Raw genomic sequence first — 20,192 nt, 5'->3', positions numbered from 1 at the left:
GAGAGCATCTGCCTTACAAGCAGAGGGTCGGCGGTTCGATCCCGTCAGCCTCCACCATCGTTGCAAGGCTGCGGCGAAGCGGCTGCCAGCGATCTCGACGCGGGGTGGAGCAGTCCGGTAGCTCGTCGGGCTCATAACCCGAAGGCCGCAGGTTCAAATCCTGCCCCCGCAACCATTTCTCTCTATCGGGGCAACCGAGCATTGATGAACACGGAGCCGTGGTGTAGAGGCCTAACATGCCTGCCTGTCACGCAGGAGACCGCGGGTTCGAATCCCGTCGGCTCCGCCATCCTTCATCAATTCGGGCAGCCCGGCCGGTAGAGCAGAGGACCGGATTCCTCGTGTCGGCGGTTCGATTCCACACACGGAATGGTACGCGCCGGTGTAGCTCAATTGGTAGAGCAACTGACTTGTAATCAGTGGGTTGGGGGTTCAAGTCCTCTCGCCGGCACCATATTGCGACACAGAGGATAGACGCATCAATTCCTCACACAGGGGCATAGTTTAAAGGTAGAACAGCGGTCTCCAAAACCGTTAGTGTGGGTTCAATTCCTGCTGCCCCTGCCAGTATTCAATTTTCTTTCATGGCGGTCGTGGCGAAGGGGTTAACGCACCGGATTGTGGCTCCGGCATTCATGGGTTCAAGTCCCATCGATCGCCCCATATCTTACGCTGGGGATTAGCCAAGCGGTAAGGCAACGGACTTTGACTCCGTCATTCCTAGGTTCGAATCCTAGATCCCCAGCCACTTTTTGCGGACGTGGCTCAGCGGTAGAGCATCGCCTTGCCAAGGCGAGGGTCGCGGGTTCGATTCCCGTCGTCCGCTCCATTCTTATTTATGGCGCCATAGCCAAGTGGTAAGGCGGAGCTCTGCAAAAGCTTTATCCCCAGTTCGAATCTGGGTGGCGCCTCCATTCATTTTCATACGCGTGCCCTTAGCTCAGCCGGATAGAGCGTTTGACTACGAATCAAAAGGTCAGGAGTTCGAATCTCTTAGGGCACGCCATTTTCAATTAATCACAAGCTGGTGTGGCGGAATGGCAGACGCGGCGGACTCAAAATCCGCTTCCCGCGAGGGAGTGGGGGTTCAAGTCCCTTCACCAGCACCATATTTGAAGATCGAAGCCCATAAGGGCTTTTTTTTGTTGCGTGGAACAGTGGCTTCAGATTTCGCCTTTGCATTGCGCGCGTTTGTCGGTAACATGGTGACAGAGGCATTTCCATGGATGACATTCAAACATGTTGAAGGGGTTGCGGTCCATGCGAACGTCTGCGCTGCCGTTAAAGACGACGCTCCGGTTTTGTTTGATCGTTTTGCGTTTTCCGCCGTTCTGTGGCTGCTGGTTGAACTTATCGGGGAAGGGCCCGACATTCCGGTCAATCTTCCGGTCAGCTCGCTGATGGCTTTCTTTCCGCTGATCACCGCATGCATCCTGGCTTATCGGCGGGAAAAAGGGAAGGGGGTCCGCGGTGTGTTCCGTCGGCTCGCCGATTGGCGGTCGGTCCGGCGGAACGTCTGGTATTTGCCCGCCCTTGTTCTCATGCCGGCGGTCATGTTTGTCTCCTGGCTGTACATGACGCTCATGCAATATCCGCTTCCGGAACCCGACCTGCATTGGCCGATGATTCCGGTGATGTTCGCCGTGTTTCTCATCGGGGCGGCGGGGGAAGAGGCGGGGTGGATGATTTACGTCGTCGATCCGCTGCAGCAACGTTGGAGCGCGTGGATGGCCGCCGCCGTCTGCGGCGTGATATGGGCGGTGTGGCATATCATTCCCTGGATTCAGGCCGGACATGATGCCTCCTGGATCGTGTGGCATGCCTGGGTTACCGTCTTGCTGCGGATAGTCATCGTATGGATCTACAACAATGCCGGCCGCAGCGTCTGGATGGCCGTGCTCGTGCATGCGGTCACCAACGTCGCGTTCTTCGTGTTCCCGGATTACGGTTCGCACTATGACCCGATGGTGACGGGAATCATTCTGACCGCCGTGGTTGTCGTCATTGTGTTGCGGTGGGGAGGTCGGACGCTGGCCTCTCAACGATCGGTATCGCTGTGATGTTCAACGGCCGGTCCGCACTGGCTGCGGGCCGGCCGTTTTTGTCCGGACTTCCGTTGAAACTTTCGCTTGACTTTCCCCTCGACTGGAAGGTGTAAAGTGGATGCGGAGGCCTCCGACACGAACGTTCAGGGAGGAACATGCGCATGTTCAAGATCAGCGAATTTTCCAAAATCAGCCGGGTTTCCGTCAAAACGCTGCGCTACTACGATCAACTGGGACTGCTCAAGCCGGCGCGCACGGACGAGGCGACCGGTTACCGCTACTATACCGCGGAGCAATTGATACGGCTTCACCGCATCCTGGCCTACTTGGAAGGCCGGCGCTCATCCTTGCCCTGCTCACGACGGTGTTCGGATTCGGGGGCGTGTTCGCCGGCTACACCTACATTTCGCCCTTTTTGCTTCAGATCACGGGGTTATCGGAGCGTTCGGTGTCGGTGATGCTGCTCGTGTTCGGCATCGGCGCCGCAATCAGCAATTGGATCGGCGGGCGGCTGGCGGACCGGCATTTGATGCTGACGCTGTACGGCGCGCTTGCCCTGCTGGCGCTGACCATGGCGGTGTTCCCGCTGCTGGGAGGCGAACCCGTCCCGGCGGCCGTCCTGGTGTTGATCTGGGGAATGGCGGGGTTCGCGCTGGTGCCCCCGCTGAACATGCTGGTGCTGCAAAAAGCGGGCGAAGCGGCCGATCTGGCCTCGTCGCTCAACATTTCCGCCTTCAACGTCGGGAATGCGCTGGGCGCGGCCCTCGGCGGAGCGGCGATTCAATCCGGTCTGGCGCTCCGCGGGGCGCCGGCGGCGGGGGCGCTGATCGGCGTCATCGGGCTGGCGACGCTGTCGGCTGCCGCGGCGGCAGACCGACGGCGGCGGATGCGCGCCGCCCGGGAGTGAGGCGCAAGCGGCGCAAGTCAACACCGCCATCGGCAAGAAATCGCCGGGAGAGGTCACAAAAAGCCCTCCTCCGTTGTCTTTATTTATGAGACCACATAACCGGGAGGAGAGCTTATGCAACCGAGACTCAATTACAGGGAAGCCAATCCGGCGGCATTCGAGGCCATGCTGGCCTTCGAATCGTTCGCGCGAAGCACCGGCATCGACCACAATCTGTACACGCTGATCAAGATGCGCGCATCGCAGATCAACGGGTGCGCGTTCTGCATCGACATGCACGGCAAAGATCTGCTGGAACACGGGGAGAGTCTGGACCGGCTGCTGCTGCTGACCGCATGGCGCGAGGTGCCGATTTTTACCGACAAGGAACGGGCGGTGCTCGAACTGACCGAATGCGTCACCCGCATTTCGGAGGGCGGCGTGCCGCAGCATGTGTACGAGAACGTGCGGAAACATTTCAGCGAGAAAGAGTACGTCGATCTGCTCATGGCGATCAACGCGATCAACTGCTGGAACCGGATATCCATCTCGACGGGAATGTTCCCGGGTTGTTTCGTATCGGCGTAAAAACGACAAGGAGCCTGGAAGGGCTCCTTTTTTTCTTGCGGGTGGTATAAAATGGAGAGAACAGCAATCAAGGCCGGCAGACGGGAGGAGAGGCGAGTGCCGGAATCGACAAACCGGAAAAGCCGGATGCATGTGGAACAATTGTACGCGTCCTACCGGCCTTATCTGATGGACATGGCCTACCGCATGCTCGGATCGGTGTCGGATGCCGAAGACGCCGTGCAGGATCTGTTCGCCGCCCTGCACAGGGAGCGCCTGCCGGACGTCGCCAATCCGAAAGCGTATCTGGCCAAAGGATTGACGCACCGCTGCCTCAATGTCATGAAATCGGCGGCGAGACGCAAAGTCACCTATGTGGGCGAATGGCTGCCCGAACCGTGGATGGAGACGCCGGACAACGCGATGGAGGCGATCGAGCGGCGCGAGGACGTGTCCTACGCGTTTCTGGTCATGCTGGAGCGGCTGACGCCCCTGGAGCGGGCGGTCGTGGTGCTGCGGGAAGTGTTCGACTACGATTACGCGGAAATTGCCGGCATGCTGGACAAGACGGAGACGGCGTGCCGCAAGATTCTGAGCCGGGCGAAGAAAAAGCTCGGCGCCCGCGCCGCGCAGCCGGCTCCCCGCCGTCCGCAAGGCGAGCAGGAGCTGGTGCGGCGATGGGTGTCGGCCATCGCGAGCGGCCGCATCGGCGACATCCTCGACCTGATCGCGGAAGACGCCGTGCACGTGACGGACGGCGGCGGCAAGACGCGGGCGGCCATCAATCCGATATACGGCCGGAAGCGCGTTGCGGCGCTGCTGGAGACGCTGGCAAACCGCAGGTTCAAGGATGCGCGCCTGTACGCCGCGCGGTTCAACGGTTCGACCGGCATCGCGGCCGTTCAGGACGGCCGGCTGGTCGGCGTCATCTGCTTCGACTGGAATGCTGACGGGACCGTTCAAAACTTGTATGCCGTGCTGAATCCGGAGAAGCTGGAACGGCTGGCCGTGCCGTCTCCTTCAGATATCGGATGAGCGCGAGCATGCCGAGGATGAGCAGGATATTGAAGCCGATGGCGCCGTGGAAGGCTTGAAGATGAGCGGTCTCGTCCGCAATGGAGAAGAAAATCATCCCGCCCGCCACCGTGCCCAGGGCATAGGCGATTTCCACCCCCGCGGTGATGACCCCCGAAGCGATCCCGGTCTCGTCCTCCTTCACATGGGCCAGCGTCAAAAAATTCAGCGGCGCGGAGACGAAGCCCATCGCCACACCGGCCAGCAGCGCGGCGGGAATCCACTCCCAGCCGCTCATCGCCGGCGCGAAGGCGGCATCCAGGGCATAGAACAGCAGATACGCCGCTCCGAGCAGCAGGCAGCCGGCGGCCAGCGTCCGATGCCCGAATCGGGCCGCCCATTCCCCGCTTCGCATCGACGTCAGGGCGAATCCGAGCGCCAGCGGCGCGAAGACGAGACCGGACTGGAATGGCGTCATCCCGAGCCCCTGCTGCAGGAACAGCGGCATCACCATGAACAGGACCGCGTTGTTCGCATAGAACAGCAGGATGAGCAGATTGCCGGCCGCGAAACTCCTCCTGTGAAAAAGGGAAATCCGGACGAGCGGCATCCCGCGTCCGCTTGCCTCCAGCCGGCGCTGATGCCGGACGAAGACGTATGCGAGAAAAGGCGAAGCGGCGAGCGGAAGGAAGATCCACCACGGCCAACCCCGGTCGTACCCGATCGTCAGCGGAACGCACAGCGCCGACAGGGCGGCGGTTATGAGGACGACGCCCGCCCAGTCCAGCCGCCGGTCCCCTTGCGAAGCCCGGGGCCGTTCGCGCATCATCCGGAGCGCGCCGAGGACGGCAAGCAAGCCGACGGGCACGTTGATCAGATAGATGGTGCGCCACCCCAGCCCGAACCAGTCGGCTTCGATCAGCCATCCGCCGAGCAGCTGGGCGACGGTGGAGCCGAATCCGCCGACAGCCGCGTAGGCGCCGAGCGCCGTGCCCCGCTCCTTCCCGGTAAAATTCACCTGAATGAAGGACATGACCTGCGGGATCATGAGGGCGGCTCCCAACCCCTGCACGACCCGGGCGGCGATAAGCGATGCCGCTTCCGGCGCAAATCCCGACGCCCCCGATGCGGCTGTGAACAGCGCCAGCCCGATGAGGAACACGCGCCGGATGCCGTACAGGTCGCCCAGCCTTCCGCCGGTAACCAGGAACAGGCCGAACGCCAGATTGTAACCGGCGAGGATCCATTGCGCCTCCCCGGCCGAGGCGTCCAGGTCAGCCTTCATCACGGGAAGGGCCACGTTCGAGATGAACACGTTCAGAATCGACAACAGCGTCGCGGTGAGGACGACGGCGAGCGCCGCCCAGCGCCCGGGATCTCGCGTTGCTTCCAATGGTTGTTCTCCTTTCCAATGCTTAAAATTTGTTTGTACATACAAATTGAATCTTGTTCTCAACTCGTCTGTCCCGCTCAACGTTGCGCGCCTTCACGCCTGCTCCAGCTCGACGCTCACCTCATACAGGCGTCGGGTCAGCCGGTCGCCTTCTTCCCGCCCGAGCACCTTCGCGTACCGCTCGTGCAGGCTGCTCCAGCATTCCTCGATCTGCTCTTGCATCGCCCGGCCTTTGTCCGTCAAATAGACCCGCGACATCCGTCCGTCCTGCCGGGTGGTGACGAGGAGCTTCCTTTCCAGCTTCTCGACGAAACGGGTGACGGTCGAAGGCGTCAGATGGAGCACTTCCCCCAGTTCTTTCTGGGTGAGGCCGTTCCGCTCCTGGACCGCCATCAGCAGGAAGGCGTAGGCCGGGGACAGTCCGGTCCTGGCGAATTCTTCTTCGGCCATCCGGGTAATCACCCGGGTCAGCCGGTTGGCGGTGAAGTACAGGCAATCGGTGAAATATTTGTCCAGCATGATGGTTCAACTCCGATGCACGGGTGCGTATAATTTGTATGTACAAATATTATTTTAATGTCCGATGGAACCGGATGTCAACGAACGGACGGGGCAAAGGCGGTCCGGGCTGCCCAATCCGTATAAACGCGGGCGCGGGATGCAACAGTAGAAGTGATGAGGCGGCATTTTTTCTTGATGGTGAAAAGGCGGGGTGCAATCGATGAAGATGGATCGGAGGTCATCTTGACATATACAGTAGGGGGGTATAGTATTAGAGACGACGGGGGTGAGGGACGTTGGAATCCATGTACGATGCGGAAGCGCATGTCCATTCGCACGATGAGCACAGGAGAAGCCATCATTCCGAGAAACTGAAGACGGATCTCATCACCCGGCTGAACCGGATTGAGGGGCAGATCCGCGGCATCAAGGGAATGATCGAGAAGGATACGTACTGCGATCATGTCCTCAACCAGATTTCGGCCGTGCAGGCGGCGCTGAACAGCGTGGGCAAACTGCTGCTGGCCGGGCACATGAGAAGCTGCGTGGTGGAACGGATTCAGGAAGGCGATCTCGAGGTCATCGACGAACTGCTCACCACCGTGAACAAACTGTTAAAATAATAAAGCGAAGGAGATGTGCGATATGACGAAGGTTACGCTCAAGGTGGAAGGCATGTCCTGCGGCCATTGCGTGAACGCCGTCGAGACGGCGGTCAAGCAAGCCGGCGCCGTGGGCACGGTGGACCTGGCAAGCGGCACGGTAACGATCGAATACGACGAGAACGCCGTGACGCTTGAACAGCTCAAGCAAGCGATCGAGGATCAGGGCTACGACGTCGTGTGACGCGGGGCCCGGTCGGGCGGAGCCGTCCGGTTCGGATTCAAGCGGGCCGGGCGGCCCTGTTGCCAGCCTCTTTTTTCGACCAATTATATACCCTGTGGGGGTATATTCGGGAGTGTTGATCCCATGGAAGCGGAACAAACCCGGGAGATGAAGCAGGCCCAATTCCAGATCACCGGCATGACCTGCGCGGCCTGCGCCAACCGGATCGAGAAGGGACTCTCCCGGCTGCCCGGCGTCGCAAGCGCCAACGTCAATCTCGCGATGGAGACGGCGCGCGTCGAATATTCGCCTTCGGCCGTGACCGTCGAAGACATGATCCGCAAGGTGGAGCAGCTCGGCTACCAGGCGTTCCCGAAGGAGCAGCGGGAAGACGCGAAGGACCGCCGGCAGCGGGAGATCAAGCGGCAGACGCGCCGGTTCGTGATCTCGGCCGTTCTGTCGTTCCCCCTGCTGTGGGCGATGGCCGGCCATTTCTCGTTCACGTCGTTCATCTGGGTGCCCTCGTGGTTCATGAATCCGTGGGTGCAGCTCGCGCTCGCCACTCCCGTCCAGTTCGTGATCGGCGGGCCGTTCTACGTCGGCGCCTGGAAGGCGCTCCGCAATCGGAGCGCCAACATGGACGTGTTGGTCGCGCTCGGCACCTCGGCCGCCTACCTGTACAGCCTGTTCCTGACGCTGGAGTGGGCAAGCGCGGACATGCGGCATCACGCCCCGGCGCTGTATTACGAGACGAGCGCGATTCTGATCACCCTGATCGTTCTCGGCAAACTGTTCGAGGCGCTGGCGAAGGGCCGCACGTCGGAAGCGATCAAGACGCTGATGGGCCTCAGAGCCAAGACGGCGCTCGTCATCCGGGACGGCGAGGAGATCCGGATCCCGGCGGACGAAGTGGCCGCCGGCGACATCGTTCTCGTAAGGCCGGGCGAGAAAATCCCGGTTGACGGGGAAGTGGTGGAAGGCAGCTCATCGGTCGACGAGTCGATGCTGACCGGCGAGAGCATTCCGGTGGAGAAGCGCGCGGGTGATCCCGTCATCGGCGCGACGGTCAACAAGCACGGCATGCTGAAGGTGCGGGCGACGAAGGTCGGCAAGGATACGGCGCTGGCGCAGATCATCCGGGTCGTGGAGGAAGCGCAGGGCTCCAAGGCGCCGATCCAGCGGGTGGCCGACGCCATCTCGGGCGTATTCGTCCCGATCGTCGTCGGCATCGCGCTGCTGACGTTCCTGATCTGGTTCTTCTGGGCGGATGCCGGCAACTTCGCCGGCGCGCTGCGGAAGGCGATCGCCGTCCTCGTCATCGCCTGCCCGTGCGCGCTCGGCCTGGCGACGCCGACCTCCATCATGGCGGGGTCGGGCCGCTCGGCGGAGCTCGGCATTCTGTTCAAGGGCGGCGATCATCTGGAGCTGACCCACCGCATCGACACGGTCGTCCTCGACAAGACCGGCACGGTGACGAAGGGCAAGCCTGAACTGACGGACGTCATCGCCGTCATGCCGGACGAGACCGAATTACTGCGCCTGGTCGGCGCGGCCGAGAAGCCTTCCGAGCATCCGCTCGCCGAGGCGATCGCGGCGGGCATTGCCGCCAGAGGCATCGAACTTCCCGCGGCCGAGGCGTTCGAGGCGATCCCCGGGCACGGCATCCGCGCCGTCGTGGAAGGGAAGGAAGTGCTCGCGGGCAATCGCAGGCTGCTGGAACGGTACGGGGTGTCGGCGGATCAGGCGGAGGCGGCGATGGCGCAGCTCGAGGAAGCGGGCAAAACCGCGATGCTGGTTGCCGTCGAGCGCCGGTACGCCGGTCTGGTCGCGGCGGCCGACACGATCAAGGAGACGTCGCGGGAAGCGGTGGCGCGCCTTCAGGCGATGGGCATCGAAGTCGTCATGATCACGGGCGACAACGAGCGGACCGCGCGGGCGATCGCGCGGCAGGCCGGCATCGGCAAGGTGCTGGCGGAGGTGCTGCCGGAAGGCAAGGCGGAAGAAGTGAAGAAGCTGCAGGCCCGGGGCCGGAAAGTGGCGATGGTCGGCGACGGGATCAACGACGCGCCCGCGCTGGCGACGGCCGACATCGGGATGGCGATCGGCACGGGAACGGACGTCGCGATGGAAGCGGCGGACGTCACCCTGATGCGCGGCGACCTGAACGGCATCGCCGACGCGATCCGCATGAGCCGCAGGACGATGGTGAACATCCGGCAGAACCTGTTCTGGGCGCTCGCCTACAACTCCCTCGGCATCCCCGTCGCCGCGGCGGGCTTTCTCGCGCCGTGGGTGGCCGGCGCCGCGATGGCGCTCAGCTCGGTGTCGGTCGTGCTGAACGCGCTGCGCCTGCAGCGGGCGAAAGTGTGAGGTGAGACGGGAGGATGGAGCACCGGATCGAAGAACTGGTGACCCTGAAAACAATCGCGGAAACGCTGAACCGTTCCAACGAGCTCATGCCGACGCTCAACACCGTGCTGGAGAAGCTGCTGGAGCTGACCGGCCTGAAAGCCGGCTGGATCTTCCTGTCGGACGGCATCGGGCAATATGAATTGGCCGCCGATGCCGGCCTGCCGCCGGCACTTGAAATGGAAGACAAGCGTCATATGCGGTGCGGGACCTGCTGGTGCCTGGATCGGTTCTGGGAGAACCGGCTGGACAAGGCGGTCAACATTTTGAACTGCAAAAGGCTCGAGGACGCGGTGACGCATCGACACGGGCGGCATCACCCACCACGCCACCGTACCGCTGACGGCCGGGGAGAAGCGGCTCGGCGTGCTCAATGTGGCCGCGCCCGGCAAGAAGCATTTTCATCAAGACGAGCTGGCGCTGCTGCAGTCCGTCGCTTTCCAGATCGGCAGCGCGATCGAACGCGCGCGGCTGTACGCCGCGGAGCAGCGGCGGGCGGAACTGTTCGCGAAGCTGGGCGAATTCAGCCGCGATCTGGGCGCATCGGCTCCCGAAGCGCCGATTCCGGCATGCGCGCTGGCGTTGATGGGGAAATATTTCCCCTGGCCGTTCGCCGCCATTCTCCGAAAATCCGGCACCGGCTTCGTCATCAGCGCCGTCCATGCCGGCGGGGAGACGTTCTTCCCCGGCACCCTGATCGAACCGGATGCGCTGCCCTGGCTGAAAGCGTGCATCACGAGAAGACGGCGCGTCGAGGCGGCGGGCGCCGAAATCGCCGGCTTGACGGATCACCCGCGGCTGCGCGGCAAGCTTCCTCCGTTGCAAGCGGTGCTGGCGGTTCCGCTCCAGACGGCCGCATGGCCTGCCGGAGCGCTGGTCGTCGGCACCGACCTGCCCGTGGGGTTCAGGCCGGCGGACGGGGAAGTGCTCGAGGCGATCGCCGAGCATCTCGATGCCGCCGTCGAGAGCGCGCAGCTCGAGGAGCAACGCCGCGAACTGGCGCGGCTGGACGAGCGTAACCGGTTGGCCCGCGATCTGCATGACTCCGTGTGCCAGATGCTGTTCTCGCTGTCGATGACGGCCAAGGGTGCGGAGCAGCAGCTGCACGGCGGCGATGCGGATGCCGCCCTGGCGGCGGTCCGCGAGATGCAGTCGCTCTCGCGCGAGGCGCTGAAGGAAATGCGCGCGCTCATCATGCAGCTTCGGCCGGCAGGGCTGGAAGCGGGGCTCGTGACGGCGCTGAGCGAGTACGGACGCAAGCTCGGGCTGAAGGTCTCCTCCCGGCTCATCGGCGTGCGCGAACTGCCGCGGCAGGCGGAGGAAGCGCTCTGGCGAATCGGGCAGGAAGCGCTGAACAACGTGTCCAAGCATGCGCAGACGGATGCGGCGAGCGTCGAACTGGAACTGGGCGACAGGGCGGCCGTATTGCGGATTTCCGATTCCGGCGTCGGGATGCGGCCGCGGCCTGTCGACCGTCACGAAGCGTCGCTCGGATTGTTCACGATGCGTGAACGCGCCATGGCGCTGGGCGGCGAGCTGAAGATTGCGAGCGACGGCCGCAAGGGCACGCTTGTCGAGGCGGCGATTCCGCTGCCGGAAGGAAAGGAAGGACCGCGATGACGAAAATTCGCCTCCTGCTGGCGGATGATCATGCCATTGTCCGGAGAGGGCTGCAGCTTTATCTGAAGACGCAGCCGGATTTTGAACTGGTCGGCGAGGCGGCCACGGGAACCGAAGTGCTGGAGCGCGTGGCCGAGCTTGCGCCGGACATCGTGCTGATGGACCTGCACATGCCGGTGCTGAACGGCATCGAGGCGACCAGACGGATCAGGGAAACGCATCCCGCCGTCAACGTGATCGTGCTGACTTCGTTCTCCGATCACGATCATGTGCTGCCCGCCGTCAAAGCCGGGGCCAGAGGCTACCTGCTCAAAGATATCGAGCCGGATGAGCTGGCGAAGGCGATCCGCCGCGTGCACGCGGGCAAGGTCGAGGTGCATCCCGAAGTGGCCGGGCTGCTGATGGAGAGCATCGCGGACCCCGGGGGCACCGCGCCGGAGAAGGCCGCGACGCCGTTCGACAGTCTGACGGCGCGGGAACGGGAAGTGCTGCGCCTGATCGCCTCCGGTCTGACGAACAAGGAGATTGCCGAAGCGCTGCACATCACCGAGAAGACGGTGAAAACGCATGTCAGCCACGTGCTCGGGAAGCTGGGCCTCACGGATCGCACCCAGGCCGCCATTCTGGCGGTGAAACACGGACTCGATTCTCAGCCTTAAGTCGTAGAAGCGTTCGGCCGTTCGCCGGACGTTTTCTTTTTTCAAGATCATCCTGTCCGCCGACGCCGGGGAGCATCGAGGTTTGCTAGGATGAACTCAAAAGATATGACGGTTTGAACAGGGAGTGGAGAGTCATGAGAGTTGTCGCAATTGCTGGCTCCAATCGCAGCGGCTCGACCAGCACCCGGCTGGCGAAATATATCGTCGCCGAGCTTCGCCGGCAGGGCGTGCAGGCCGACTTGTACGATCTGCATCAAGACCCCTTGCCGTTCTACAGTCCGGACGAAGCGCATGACGATCATGCCGGGCTGCTCAGGCTGAAGCGGATGGCCGCCGAAGCCGACGGGATCGTGCTCGCCTCGCCGGAATATCACGGGAGCATCTCGGGCGTGTTGAAAAATGCGCTGGACCATCTCGGCAAAGAGCAATTCGGCGGCAAGCCGGTGCTGTCCGCGACGTCATCGGGCGGTCCCGTCGGCATCAGTTCGCTGCTGCAGCTGCAGGCCATGGTGCGCAATTTGCACGGCATCAACTGCCCGGAATGGATCTCCATCGGCGGGGAGCAGCGAAAGCTGTTTGAAGCGGAGCCGGAGGCGTACATGCCGGAGCACGCCGCCCTGGACCGCATCCACGGCGCGCTCCGCTGTTTCCTGGATCTGCTGCGCAGCGTCCGCGGGCAAGGCGGAGTCTGAAATGCATCGGGACGAAAGGAGGCGTTCAGGATGATTACACACTTTGCGGATCTTGCGCTGCATACCGTCTCGCTGGAAGGCGTGCGGCAATTTTACAACGGACTGCTGGGCATGCCGGTCGTCTTCGAATCGGACAAGGAGATTCGTTTCCAGGTGACGCCGTTCACCACCTTGACGTTCACGGAGGCGTACGAACCGGTCGCGCCGGCCCACTTCGCATTCGAAGTGCCCTGGTCGGCGTTCTCCGACGTAATTGCCTATTTGAAAGAGACAGCGGGAATTCCGCTTCTGCGCTGGCCAGACGGCCGTGAATTCGTCGATCTCGATGGATCCGGCCCCGAAATCAATGCGTATTTCCGCGACGGCGACGGCCATCTGCTGGAAGTGATCGCCCACCGGTACGTCCGGGAGGACGTGCTGCCGCAAGGGGGACCGCTCAAAGTCCTGTACTTGCGCGAAGTCGGTTTTCCCGTGGAAGACGTGTCCGAATTCCGCGGCTGGCTGTCCGGCCGATTCGGCATGAAGCTGGCGAAAGTGTTCGACGACTTCACCTTCGCCATCGGCGGAACGGCGCATGCCGTCATCGCGTCGAAGCAGCGGCGCTGGATTCCGATCCGGATGTACGCGCTGCCTCCGAACATGACCGTCACGTTCGGCGTCAGCGGCCGCCATACGCTGGAACGCATTCGTGAGTTGACGGCCGGGGAACCCATCCTGTCCTCGGGGGAAGACGAGCTGACCATCATGCGCAATGATTATCGCATCCGGTTTGCGGCGACGGATGTTCCGGCGGATATCGCCGTCCGTCTCAACCTGCCGTGATGAGCGGCGGAGCAATCGGGGCAAGTCGATGAGGGACCGCTCGCGGGGTGGTCCCTTTTGCGCATGCGGCCAAGCTGGATCAATTGAACACGCCGGCCGCCGTACGCAATTGGAGAACGTTAACAACGCTCGCCGCCATGGCGGTGGAAATGGCGGAAGAGCGCCGGGAATGACGCATTTTGGGCATTGACAGGGTTAAAGCGCCCTTCTATTTTATTAATGAGTGGGCAACTCACTCATAAAACAATATTGTGAGGAGAAATCCGGATGAGCAAAACGAACATTTTACCCGATCTGCTGCTGCGCAGTCGAAACCGGCGCAGAAACGCCAAGCTTCTGCGGATCGATTCGCCGGACGGCATCGCGGAATACCGGTTCGTCGACATCGGCGGCATCAAGCAGTGGGTGACGATCCGCGGAGAGGACCGCCGCAATCCCGTGCTGCTGTTCGTCCATGGCGGGCCGGCTTCTCCGTATTCCGTCTTCAGCCCGTTGCTGCGCGAATGGGAGAAACATTTCACGCTCGTGCAGTGGGATCAGCGCGGCGCGGGCAAGACATTCCGGCGAAGCGGGAAAACGGCCGGCGGCTCCATCACGCTGGAGCGGCTCGCCCGGGACGGGATCGAGCTGTCGGAATATTTGCTGGAGCGGCTCGGGAAGCGCAAGATCATCCTGATCGGCAGTTCGGTCGGCAGCCTGATCGCGATGATGATGGTCCGATCCCGGCCCGACCTCTACCTTGCGTACGTCGGCACCGACCAGAACGCTCCCGATCCCGGATTCGAGTGGTACGGGCAGGCGCTCGCCGCTCTCCGGGCAGCCGGCATTGCCAAGGGCATCCGGCTCCTGGAGCGGATGGGGCCGGACCCCGCCCGCTGAAAGCGGGAAGATTACGACCGTCTCAACCAGCACCTCGTGAGAGCGATCCGCGGCGTGCCCAACATGATCATGGATCTGATGCTGCCGTCCATGCTCGCTTCGCCGGATCATACTATCGGCGATCTCGTCGCAATTTTCCGGGGTATGACCCATTCCCTCGACCACTTGTTCGACGAGCTGATGACGTTCGACTTCTCCCGGATCGGGACGGCGTTCGACGTGCCGTTTTTCATCTTTCAGGGCGATACGGATCTTTTCACGCCGTTCGGGGCGGCCAGATCGTTCTTCGACCGGATCGAAGCGCCGCGCAAGTCGTTCGCCGTCATCCGGAACGCCGGCCACCTCGCCTGTTTCGCCCGGCCCGGGCAGTTTCTCGAAGAACTGGTCGGCAAGGTGCTTCCGCTGGCAGGTCAGCCGTCCCTTCCCGCTGATGCCGGGCGCGGCGGGGCGGTGGTATAATGGAGGAGGAGTGACGAAGAAGAGATCGGAGTTTGAGGTTCCATGTCCCCGTTAAGCAAAGAGCGACTGAAGCAAATCCGCGGAGAACGCAGGGAGCAGATCAAGAACGCCGCGCTTGCGGCGTTCGCCCGCCACGGATTTGCGGGCACCAGGACGAGCATGATCGCCGCCGAAGCCGGGATCAGCGAAGGGCTGATCTACCGGTATTACCGATCGAAGGACGAGCTGTACACCGAAATCGTCGGGGAATTGCTGGAAGCGGCTGACGCGGAACTGAAGCTTCTCGGGCAGTCGCCCCTGCCGCCCTTCGAGTTGATCCGGACGCTTACGCGGAACATGCTGGACGAGAACAACCGGAACGCGTTCAGACTCGTCTTGCAGGCGCGGCGGGCGGACCGGATTCCGGACGGCGTCCGGGAGCTGCTCGCGCGCTATTCCGAAGACGCGCTGATCGACCGGCTGGTGCCGGTTTACGTCAGGGGGCAGCAATCGGGGCAGTTCGCGGACGGTGATCCCCGGCAGCTTCTGGCGTGGTATTTTACCGTTATCAACAGTCTTATTCTGCAGGATCCGGGCAAGGATGCGCACGGACTGCCGCCGGCGGACATGCTGATGCGGATGCTGGCCGGACCGTCATGACGGCCCGGACGCTCCGCCTGCTCTCACCGCCAGACGCCTGCTTGCGCCATGGGCGATGAGCGCCAGCACGAACGCCCCCGCGGAACAGCAGCCGAGGTCCGAAGCGCCGCCGATATCCAGGACGAGTCCCCCGACCATGGCCCCCAGGGCGGTGCCGAAGTAAATGGCCGAGTTGTGCAGGGAAAGCACGATGCCCGAAGCGGTGCCGGATATCCCGATCAGCCGGTGCTGCTGGGCGGGATTGAAGGCGTAGCCGCTGAATCCCCAGAGCGCCATCGACGCGCCGCCGAGCAGCAGCGGTCCGGTGTAGCCCGGAATTTCATGCAGCAGCGACAGGCCGATCACCGCCAACATCAACAGGAACAGCGTGAGAACGATGATGTTGTGCGAACCGTACCGGTCCACGGCATAGCCGCCGAATTGCACGCCGGCGAAGCTGGCAAGCCCCGTCAACAGCAGCACGAACGAGACCGTCCGTCCGGCAGCTCCGAACTGTCCGAAGATATCCGCGATATAGGTATAGACGAGAAAGACGCCGGTTCCCCACGTCAGGCTGGCAGCCAGCGCGGAAAGGATCAACGGCCGCTTGAGCTGCGACAGCCGCTCCCTCATCGATACGCTTTCCGGCGGTTCGACCTTGGGAAAAAACAGCCGGATGCCCGCCGCGGCCGCCGCCGACAGGCCCGCCACAACCCGGAACGGCAATCGCCAGTCCATCATGTACGCCAGCCAGGTCCCGGCGGGAACGCCGAGAATGAGCGCGACCGTCGCACCGCCGAGCACGAGCGACAGCGAGCGTCCGCGATGATCCGGGTCGGACAGGGCCGATGCCGCGGCCGCCGCCGACGGAGCGAACAGTCCGGCGCCCGCCGCCGTGATCACCCGTCCCAGGAAAACAAGCCAGTAAACGTTCGCGAGACCGCAGAGCGCATTCCCCACGGCAAATAGCAGCATGGCGCCCGAGAGCAGCTTCCTCCTTTCCGCCTTTCCCGTCAGCGTGGCCAATATCGGGGAACCGAACGCATAGGCGAGGGAGAACACGGTCACCAGCTGCCCTGCGGCCGAGACCGAAACCTCCAGATCCCGGGCCAGGGCAGGCAGCAAGCCCGCAATCATGAACGCTTCCGTTCCGATCACGAACATCCCCGCCGTCAGCAGCAGAATACGGCAGTTCATCATGACGGCCTCCTTTCAGACAGCCCCGATCAGATTCCGTTTGCGCTCCCGCGGCCAAGCGATCGGCTCCCGTGCGCACGGCCCTTGTGCCGCAAACCTATGACGACCCACAGCCCGTCGACCACGGCGAACGCGAGGACGACCCGCGGCGGGATGATCCTCCTGGTTGCCGCCCATATCAGGAAGCCGACAAATATGATCAGAAACAACCCGGTTTCCATCAGCGCCGTCCGGCTTCCCGGCCCCGTCAGATCGGACACCATGCCCGGCAGCGCGGGCAGCAGCAGCCCGCACGCCCCCGACGCGACGGCGTTCGTCGCAAGCACGTTCCGGATCAGCTTCTCCCCGACAAGCGTTTTTGCTTCCCTGACTGTCATCTGCACTTGCACCTCTTTTTCGATTTGGGATGGAACGCCCCCAGAATAGGAGAAAATCGACTGCCGTAACCACCCGTTTTCCTGCCATTCGGTGCCAAAGTGCAGAAAACCGTCCGGATTATGATCTATTTTAACGCCGTCCGGAGGATGGATCACCATTTTTGGTTTTATCTGCCGCCGCGGCTGGTGTAAAATGGAACGGAATGCAACCCAGAGGAGGAATCGGATATGGCGCAATTGACGTATCATGTGGCGACGACATTGGATCTGTTCATCGCGGACCCCAATGGGGTGGCGGACGAATCGGTTTTCCTGTACGCGGATGACGGCGGGGACTTTTTTGAAAGCGTCCGGAATTATGATGCCGTGCTGATGGGAAGCAGGACGTACGCGTACGGATTTCGGTACGGATTGAAGCCGGGGGAACCGTCCGGCATCGCGCAGGCGGTTCATCCCGATCTGAAGCATTACATCTTCTCCCGCGGATTGGACTTCGAATCGAATGAGAAGGTCGAGCTGGTCCGGGAGGATGCCGCTGCCTTTACCCGCAGACTGAAAAACGAAGGCAAGTACCAAAACCTGTGGCTGTGCGGCGGCGGCCTGCTGGCGGGCGAACTGCTGCGGCATCAGCTCATCGACACCCTGATCCTGAAGATCAATCCGGTGCTGCTGGGCGACGGCATTCCGTTGTTCGGTCCGGTGAAACAGAAGTTGAATCTGAAGCTGCTGAGCAGCAAAACGTACGACAGCGGCGTCGTATTGTCTTCCTATCAAATCATCTATCCTTCCTGAATCGGCTCCGTCACCCGTCCGCCGGCTGTCCGCTTCGCACGCCCGCGCCCGACAGGCGGTTCAGCCCGAACAAGGCCAAGGCCATAAGCGCCCACGCCCCGCCGAAATACCCGAGCATCGCGGCGGAACCGTATTTCACCACGAGCCCGCCCAGGAACGCGCCGCCCGCGCTGCCCAGGTAAATGGCGGAGGCGTTCAGCGAGAGGACGATCCCGGCGGACGGGCCGGACAGCCCGATGAGCCGGTGCTGCTGGGCGGGGTTGAACGCATAGCTGCCGATCCCGTACAGGGCGACGGCCGCGATGATCCGCCCCGCGAGCGTCACCCCGTACGACAGCCCGATACCGTAGATGACATTCCCCGCAGCGAAGAGCAGCAGCGATCCGACAAGCAGCCGCCGCCTTTCCGCCCGTCCCGTCATCGTCATCAGAACGGGCGGGCTGACGGCATACACGAGCGAATACACGGTGACCAATTGGCCGGCGGCGGACACCAGGCTTGACGGCGCTGAAGTTTTATGTCGCCGGCGGACTCGGCATCGCCCTTGTGCCCGAAATTTCGCTCGAGCCGCTTCCCCCGGGGACGGTGGTTCGTCCGCTCGCAGGGGATTTGTCCATCGACATGGCGTTCGGCATGCTGTACCCGAAGACGGGCGCTCCGTTCACGCGGGCGGCGTCCAGGCTGTACCGGTTCCTCAAGGATGAACTTCGTCAAAACGCATTGAACCCGATCGACGTCTCCGACGACTCACCAATAGAAAGCCGGTGAAGCGCGCTGAAAGCGGCGAAGGCTCTCCTGAGCGCGGATCGGCGAAAGCATGGAATTGACAAAAGACTCCGGCGCCGGATTATACTGGACGATGAAGGGAGGAGATCGGAGTGGCAAAGCAATTTGCCCGATTAACTGCCCGCTCATGCAAAGCCTGATGATTGGGGCGATACTTTGCATGGGCTGAATCTTCATCGCCCTGCCTCGGTTCGTTTCAAGGCATCAGGCTTTGCACCTTGATTTTGCATGACAAAAATTAAGGAGTGGGCCTGAATGTGCGAACCGTTTATTGAAAACCATCAGTTTAATCTGATCCGTAGACATGCGAAGCTGTTGATTGAAGCCTGCCGTACGGCGGTGGCTCCGCAGGCGGCGGAGTCGGTAAGGGACGGCGTGAGAACGGAAATCTGGTCGATGTTTCCGGATGCGGCGGAGCAGCAGCTCCGGCTGCTGGAGAACGTGACGGAAGCCCGGACGGAGGAAGACATCCGGAGAGGTCTGCTGGCGCTGGAGCCTTGCTTGACCGCATTTCCGCAAGTGACGGAGAAGCGGCTCCGGCAGCTGTTCCCGAAGGTCAGGAAGCTGCGCGTTCCGGACCTGTCCGCGGTTGATTGGCGCAGAATCACCTACCTGAGCTGGACCGATGCTGCGGCGAACCGGATGTTCCTCGTATCCGTCCTGGACGGACGGCTTGTCGGCATCGAAGGCCGGTTTACGCCGGTGCACAAGAAAAGCGTCTGCTTCCTGTGCGGCCGGCACAGCGAAGTGGTCTTGTTCTCGGCGGTTTCCAAAATGAAGCCGGCGCATGCGCCATCCGACTATTACAAGGCCGTCGGCAACTACCTCTGTCTGGACGGCGGCGAGTGCAACCGGCACATCACAGGCACGGCCGCGCTGGACCGGTTCGTCCGGGAGGTGGCGGGCTCCCGTGAATCGTAAAGGGGTTCTCTCCGCGCTCCTCGTCATGCTGTTCCTGAGCGCGCTGGAGGCGACGATCGTCACGACGGCGATGAAGTCGATCGTTGCGGATCTCGGCGGCATCGAATGGATGAGCATGGTGTTCGCCGTCTACCTGCTCGTTGCGGCCGTGGCGGCGCCGATTTACGGCAAGCTCGCGGATCTGTACGGGCGCAAGCGCTTGTTCATGACAGCCGTCGCGCTGTTTCTGCTCGGTTCCGTACTGTGCGGGCTGGCCGGTTCGATGTCCTGGCTCGTCGTCTTCCGGGCGGTGCCGGCCTTTCCGGCCGTCCTGTTCGCGGCCGGCTTCGGTCTCGGCATGTGCCGGGTGCTTACCGTCCTGATGCAGCAGGCCGTGGAAGGCGGCATGCGGGGCATTGCCATGTCGACCAACGCCTTGATGAACACGCTCGGCCAGACGGTGTTCGCCGCGGTGTTCGGCGCCGTGTTCAACGCATACGCGTCCGGAGAAGGGAGCCGGGCGCCGGCGCAAGGCTTTCATGCCGTGTTCATCGGCGTCTCCGCCGTCATGGCGCTGACGCTGCTGCTCGCGTTCCGGCTGCCGGCCGCATCCGGCGGCGGGCAGGCCGCCGGGGCGCGGCAGGACTGAAGCTTGTTCATAGCAAGGAAGCCCGCCGTCATGGCGGGCTTCTCCCGTTGTACGCCCGGCATGGGCGTCATCTCTACGGTGAAAGTCCGGAATGGGGGCTGG

At 62.6% G+C, this 20,192-nt stretch carries 24 protein-coding genes and 10 tRNA genes; 29 read left to right on the top strand and 5 right to left on the bottom strand.

Going from position 1 to position 20,192, the window contains the following annotated elements; all coding sequences use genetic code 11:
- Positions 1-98 precede the first annotated feature (98 nt).
- The 15 genes from KJQ12_RS05005 (at position 99) to KJQ12_RS04935 (ending at position 4,533) form a co-directional block, all read left to right on the top strand.
- Positions 99-175: transfer RNA gene (locus tag KJQ12_RS05005), tRNA-Met, on the top strand.
- A gap of 37 nt (positions 176-212) precedes the next feature.
- Positions 213-289 (top strand) — tRNA-Asp (locus KJQ12_RS05000).
- Positions 290-378: 89 nt separating this feature from the next.
- Positions 379-454, top strand: a tRNA-Thr gene (locus tag KJQ12_RS04995).
- Positions 455-493: 39 nt separating this feature from the next.
- Positions 494-567: transfer RNA gene (locus KJQ12_RS04990), tRNA-Trp, on the top strand.
- Positions 568-587: 20 nt separating this feature from the next.
- Positions 588-663 (top strand) — tRNA-His (locus KJQ12_RS04985).
- Between the two features lie 10 nt (positions 664-673).
- Positions 674-748, top strand: a tRNA-Gln gene (locus tag KJQ12_RS04980).
- A gap of 6 nt (positions 749-754) precedes the next feature.
- Positions 755-829, top strand: a tRNA-Gly gene (locus KJQ12_RS04975).
- 11 nt (positions 830-840) lie between these two features.
- Positions 841-914, top strand: a tRNA-Cys gene (locus KJQ12_RS04970).
- A gap of 15 nt (positions 915-929) precedes the next feature.
- A tRNA-Arg gene (locus KJQ12_RS04965) sits at positions 930-1,006 on the top strand.
- Positions 1,007-1,023: 17 nt separating this feature from the next.
- A tRNA-Leu gene (locus KJQ12_RS04960) sits at positions 1,024-1,109 on the top strand.
- 3 nt (positions 1,110-1,112) lie between these two features.
- Positions 1,113-2,060, top strand: coding sequence for a CPBP family intramembrane glutamic endopeptidase (locus tag KJQ12_RS04955; protein ID WP_213483739.1), 948 nt, complete (start codon positions 1,113-1,115; stop codon positions 2,058-2,060).
- Between the two features lie 146 nt (positions 2,061-2,206).
- Positions 2,207-2,503, top strand: a complete 297-nt coding sequence (locus KJQ12_RS19740) for a MerR family transcriptional regulator (protein WP_213483738.1) — start codon at positions 2,207-2,209, stop codon at positions 2,501-2,503.
- A complete protein-coding gene (locus KJQ12_RS04945) occupies positions 2,428-2,952 on the top strand; it encodes an MFS transporter (RefSeq protein WP_213483737.1) in 525 nt (174 codons plus the stop codon). Before KJQ12_RS19740 ends, KJQ12_RS04945 begins: the two co-directional genes overlap by 76 nt.
- A gap of 114 nt (positions 2,953-3,066) precedes the next feature.
- The gene (locus tag KJQ12_RS04940; protein ID WP_213483736.1) at positions 3,067-3,519 is read left to right on the top strand and encodes a carboxymuconolactone decarboxylase family protein; all 453 of its coding nucleotides are present in this window, start codon (positions 3,067-3,069) and stop codon (positions 3,517-3,519) included.
- Positions 3,520-3,615: 96 nt separating this feature from the next.
- Entirely contained in the window at positions 3,616-4,533 is a 918-nt protein-coding gene (locus tag KJQ12_RS04935) for an RNA polymerase sigma-70 factor (RefSeq protein WP_213483735.1), read from the top strand.
- Here the strand turns inward: KJQ12_RS04935 and KJQ12_RS04930 are convergent.
- Together KJQ12_RS04930 and KJQ12_RS04925 are read right to left on the bottom strand one after the other, a co-directional pair.
- Positions 4,424-5,905 carry an MFS transporter gene (locus tag KJQ12_RS04930; RefSeq protein WP_213483734.1) on the bottom strand — a complete coding sequence of 494 codons (1,482 nt, stop codon included), beginning with the start codon at positions 5,903-5,905 and terminating at the stop codon, positions 4,424-4,426. The two genes, KJQ12_RS04935 and KJQ12_RS04930, sit on opposite strands and share 110 nt — an antisense overlap.
- Positions 5,906-5,998: 93 nt before the next feature.
- Positions 5,999-6,424, bottom strand: a complete 426-nt coding sequence (locus KJQ12_RS04925; RefSeq protein ID WP_213483733.1) for a MarR family winged helix-turn-helix transcriptional regulator — start codon at positions 6,422-6,424, stop codon at positions 5,999-6,001.
- Between the two features lie 287 nt (positions 6,425-6,711).
- On the opposite strand from KJQ12_RS04925, the gene KJQ12_RS04920 reads away from it, so the two are divergent.
- From KJQ12_RS04920 to KJQ12_RS04880, 10 genes are all read left to right on the top strand, one after another.
- The gene (locus KJQ12_RS04920; protein WP_041854490.1) at positions 6,712-7,029 is read left to right on the top strand and encodes a metal-sensitive transcriptional regulator; all 318 of its coding nucleotides are present in this window, start codon (positions 6,712-6,714) and stop codon (positions 7,027-7,029) included.
- 22 nt (positions 7,030-7,051) lie between these two features.
- Complete coding sequence (locus KJQ12_RS04915; protein ID WP_213483732.1) at positions 7,052-7,252, top strand: copper ion binding protein; 201 nt, start codon at positions 7,052-7,054, stop codon at positions 7,250-7,252.
- Between the two features lie 123 nt (positions 7,253-7,375).
- Positions 7,376-9,601: a heavy metal translocating P-type ATPase gene (locus tag KJQ12_RS04910; RefSeq protein WP_213483731.1), complete on the top strand. Its 2,226-nt coding sequence runs from the start codon at positions 7,376-7,378 to the stop codon at positions 9,599-9,601.
- Between the two features lie 405 nt (positions 9,602-10,006).
- Entirely contained in the window at positions 10,007-11,260 is a 1,254-nt protein-coding gene (locus KJQ12_RS04905; RefSeq protein ID WP_244860430.1) for a GAF domain-containing sensor histidine kinase, read from the top strand.
- Positions 11,257-11,919 carry a response regulator gene (locus tag KJQ12_RS04900; protein ID WP_015255706.1) on the top strand — a complete coding sequence of 221 codons (663 nt, stop codon included), beginning with the start codon at positions 11,257-11,259 and terminating at the stop codon, positions 11,917-11,919. The genes KJQ12_RS04905 and KJQ12_RS04900 overlap by 4 nt, the downstream gene beginning before the upstream one ends.
- Before the next feature lie 134 nt (positions 11,920-12,053).
- Positions 12,054-12,611, top strand: coding sequence for an NADPH-dependent FMN reductase (locus tag KJQ12_RS04895; RefSeq protein ID WP_213483730.1), 558 nt, complete (start codon positions 12,054-12,056; stop codon positions 12,609-12,611).
- Between the two features lie 30 nt (positions 12,612-12,641).
- On the top strand, positions 12,642-13,433 hold the full coding sequence (locus KJQ12_RS04890) for a VOC family protein (RefSeq protein WP_213483729.1): 792 nt from the start codon (positions 12,642-12,644) through the stop codon (positions 13,431-13,433).
- Between the two features lie 267 nt (positions 13,434-13,700).
- Positions 13,701-14,312, top strand: coding sequence for an alpha/beta fold hydrolase (locus tag KJQ12_RS19535; protein ID WP_244860428.1), 612 nt, complete (start codon positions 13,701-13,703; stop codon positions 14,310-14,312).
- A gap of 63 nt (positions 14,313-14,375) precedes the next feature.
- A complete protein-coding gene (locus KJQ12_RS19530; protein WP_244860427.1) occupies positions 14,376-14,771 on the top strand; it encodes an alpha/beta fold hydrolase in 396 nt (131 codons plus the stop codon).
- A 42-nt stretch (positions 14,772-14,813) separates the two neighbouring features.
- On the top strand, positions 14,814-15,410 hold the full coding sequence (locus KJQ12_RS04880; protein WP_213483728.1) for a TetR/AcrR family transcriptional regulator: 597 nt from the start codon (positions 14,814-14,816) through the stop codon (positions 15,408-15,410).
- On the opposite strand, the gene KJQ12_RS04875 is transcribed toward KJQ12_RS04880, so the two are convergent.
- Together KJQ12_RS04875 and KJQ12_RS04870 are read right to left on the bottom strand one after the other, a co-directional pair.
- On the bottom strand, positions 15,405-16,586 hold the full coding sequence (locus tag KJQ12_RS04875; protein ID WP_213483727.1) for an MFS transporter: 1,182 nt from the start codon (positions 16,584-16,586) through the stop codon (positions 15,405-15,407). The two genes, KJQ12_RS04880 and KJQ12_RS04875, sit on opposite strands and share 6 nt — an antisense overlap.
- A 29-nt stretch (positions 16,587-16,615) precedes the next feature.
- Positions 16,616-16,963, bottom strand: a complete 348-nt coding sequence (locus tag KJQ12_RS04870; protein ID WP_213483726.1) for a hypothetical protein — start codon at positions 16,961-16,963, stop codon at positions 16,616-16,618.
- Positions 16,964-17,191: 228 nt separating this feature from the next.
- Between KJQ12_RS04870 and KJQ12_RS04865 the strand changes: the two genes are divergently transcribed.
- Entirely contained in the window at positions 17,192-17,755 is a 564-nt protein-coding gene (locus tag KJQ12_RS04865) for a dihydrofolate reductase family protein (RefSeq protein WP_015255699.1), read from the top strand.
- 10 nt (positions 17,756-17,765) lie between these two features.
- On the opposite strand, the gene KJQ12_RS04860 is transcribed toward KJQ12_RS04865, so the two are convergent.
- Positions 17,766-18,248, bottom strand: a complete 483-nt coding sequence (locus KJQ12_RS04860; RefSeq protein ID WP_342344824.1) for an MFS transporter — start codon at positions 18,246-18,248, stop codon at positions 17,766-17,768.
- 5 nt (positions 18,249-18,253) lie between these two features.
- Here KJQ12_RS04860 and KJQ12_RS04855 point away from each other — a divergent pair, with 5 nt between their 5' ends.
- From KJQ12_RS04855 to KJQ12_RS04845, 3 genes are all read left to right on the top strand, one after another.
- Positions 18,254-18,523, top strand: coding sequence for a LysR substrate-binding domain-containing protein (locus KJQ12_RS04855; protein ID WP_244860425.1), 270 nt, complete (start codon positions 18,254-18,256; stop codon positions 18,521-18,523).
- A gap of 273 nt (positions 18,524-18,796) precedes the next feature.
- A complete protein-coding gene (locus tag KJQ12_RS04850; RefSeq protein ID WP_213483724.1) occupies positions 18,797-19,462 on the top strand; it encodes a FusB/FusC family EF-G-binding protein in 666 nt (221 codons plus the stop codon).
- A complete protein-coding gene (locus tag KJQ12_RS04845) occupies positions 19,452-20,090 on the top strand; it encodes an MFS transporter (protein WP_213483723.1) in 639 nt (212 codons plus the stop codon). The genes KJQ12_RS04850 and KJQ12_RS04845 overlap by 11 nt, the downstream gene beginning before the upstream one ends.
- Positions 20,091-20,192 lie beyond the last annotated feature (102 nt).

This window comes from Thermobacillus xylanilyticus (genome assembly GCF_907165215.1).
GTDB classification, from domain to species: Bacteria; Bacillota; Bacilli; order Paenibacillales; family Paenibacillaceae; genus Thermobacillus; species Thermobacillus xylanilyticus.
The sequence above is the reverse complement of the archived record's forward strand: the minus strand, read 5'-3'. Positions and strand labels throughout refer to the sequence as shown.

What these genes read in the sequence shown, in the direction of transcription:
- KJQ12_RS19740 (WP_213483738.1), top strand. Translation starts at nt 2,207, where the DNA reads ATGTTCAAGATCAGCGAATTTTCCAAAATCAGCCGGGTTTCCGTCAAA.
- KJQ12_RS04940 (WP_213483736.1), top strand. Translation starts at nt 3,067, where the DNA reads ATGCAACCGAGACTCAATTACAGGGAAGCCAATCCGGCGGCATTCGAG.
- KJQ12_RS04925 (WP_213483733.1), bottom strand. Translation starts at nt 6,424, where the DNA reads ATGCTGGACAAATATTTCACCGATTGCCTGTACTTCACCGCCAACCGG.
- KJQ12_RS04920 (WP_041854490.1), top strand. Translation starts at nt 6,712, where the DNA reads ATGTACGATGCGGAAGCGCATGTCCATTCGCACGATGAGCACAGGAGA.
- KJQ12_RS04915 (WP_213483732.1), top strand. Translation starts at nt 7,052, where the DNA reads ATGACGAAGGTTACGCTCAAGGTGGAAGGCATGTCCTGCGGCCATTGC.
- KJQ12_RS04910 (WP_213483731.1), top strand. Translation starts at nt 7,376, where the DNA reads ATGGAAGCGGAACAAACCCGGGAGATGAAGCAGGCCCAATTCCAGATC.
- KJQ12_RS04900 (WP_015255706.1), top strand. Translation starts at nt 11,257, where the DNA reads ATGACGAAAATTCGCCTCCTGCTGGCGGATGATCATGCCATTGTCCGG.
- KJQ12_RS04895 (WP_213483730.1), top strand. Translation starts at nt 12,054, where the DNA reads ATGAGAGTTGTCGCAATTGCTGGCTCCAATCGCAGCGGCTCGACCAGC.
- KJQ12_RS04890 (WP_213483729.1), top strand. Translation starts at nt 12,642, where the DNA reads ATGATTACACACTTTGCGGATCTTGCGCTGCATACCGTCTCGCTGGAA.
- KJQ12_RS19535 (WP_244860428.1), top strand. Translation starts at nt 13,701, where the DNA reads ATGAGCAAAACGAACATTTTACCCGATCTGCTGCTGCGCAGTCGAAAC.
- KJQ12_RS19530 (WP_244860427.1), top strand. Translation starts at nt 14,376, where the DNA reads ATGATCATGGATCTGATGCTGCCGTCCATGCTCGCTTCGCCGGATCAT.
- KJQ12_RS04880 (WP_213483728.1), top strand. Translation starts at nt 14,814, where the DNA reads ATGTCCCCGTTAAGCAAAGAGCGACTGAAGCAAATCCGCGGAGAACGC.
- KJQ12_RS04875 (WP_213483727.1), bottom strand. Translation starts at nt 16,586, where the DNA reads ATGAACTGCCGTATTCTGCTGCTGACGGCGGGGATGTTCGTGATCGGA.
- KJQ12_RS04870 (WP_213483726.1), bottom strand. Translation starts at nt 16,963, where the DNA reads ATGACAGTCAGGGAAGCAAAAACGCTTGTCGGGGAGAAGCTGATCCGG.
- KJQ12_RS04865 (WP_015255699.1), top strand. Translation starts at nt 17,192, where the DNA reads ATGGCGCAATTGACGTATCATGTGGCGACGACATTGGATCTGTTCATC.
- KJQ12_RS04850 (WP_213483724.1), top strand. Translation starts at nt 18,797, where the DNA reads ATGTGCGAACCGTTTATTGAAAACCATCAGTTTAATCTGATCCGTAGA.